The sequence below is a fragment of the Pseudoalteromonas sp. GW168-MNA-CIBAN-0100 genome (genome assembly GCF_040309225.1).
In the GTDB taxonomy this organism is placed as follows: Bacteria; Pseudomonadota; Gammaproteobacteria; order Enterobacterales; family Alteromonadaceae; genus Pseudoalteromonas; species Pseudoalteromonas arctica.
The window spans coordinates 1-276 of sequence record NZ_JBEOOL010000515.1 but is presented as its reverse complement, the minus strand read 5'-3'; the positions used below and the strand labels follow the sequence as shown (position 1 = coordinate 276).

Annotated in this window: 1 protein-coding gene; it reads right to left on the bottom strand. The window is 41.7% G+C overall.

Annotation, left to right across the window (positions count from 1 at the left end):
• Window positions 1-276, bottom strand: a 276-nt coding sequence (locus tag AAEY62_RS22230) for a homogentisate 1,2-dioxygenase (RefSeq protein WP_350636572.1), incomplete at both ends; no start/stop codon positions are given.

Genomic DNA, 276 nt, shown 5'->3' with positions numbered 1-276 from the left:
ACTCAGTTTTGAGCAATAATTCACCTTGCTGCGGTACAAACAACATTTCGCCATCGGCATTATAAAAATAACGTCCGTCCATCGATTTATTAGCAACATAAACATGAATAGCAATACCGGTTTGGCCATTTGCACTACCATTAGCGGCCATAGTAATTAAGCCATCAATAAAATCAGTTGGTTGCTGCGGAATATCGATAGGGTTCCAGCGCAGCATAGTTGGTGGAGTTACTACTTCGGTAATAGGCGCAGTGCGAATTAAGCCATTATCCATTG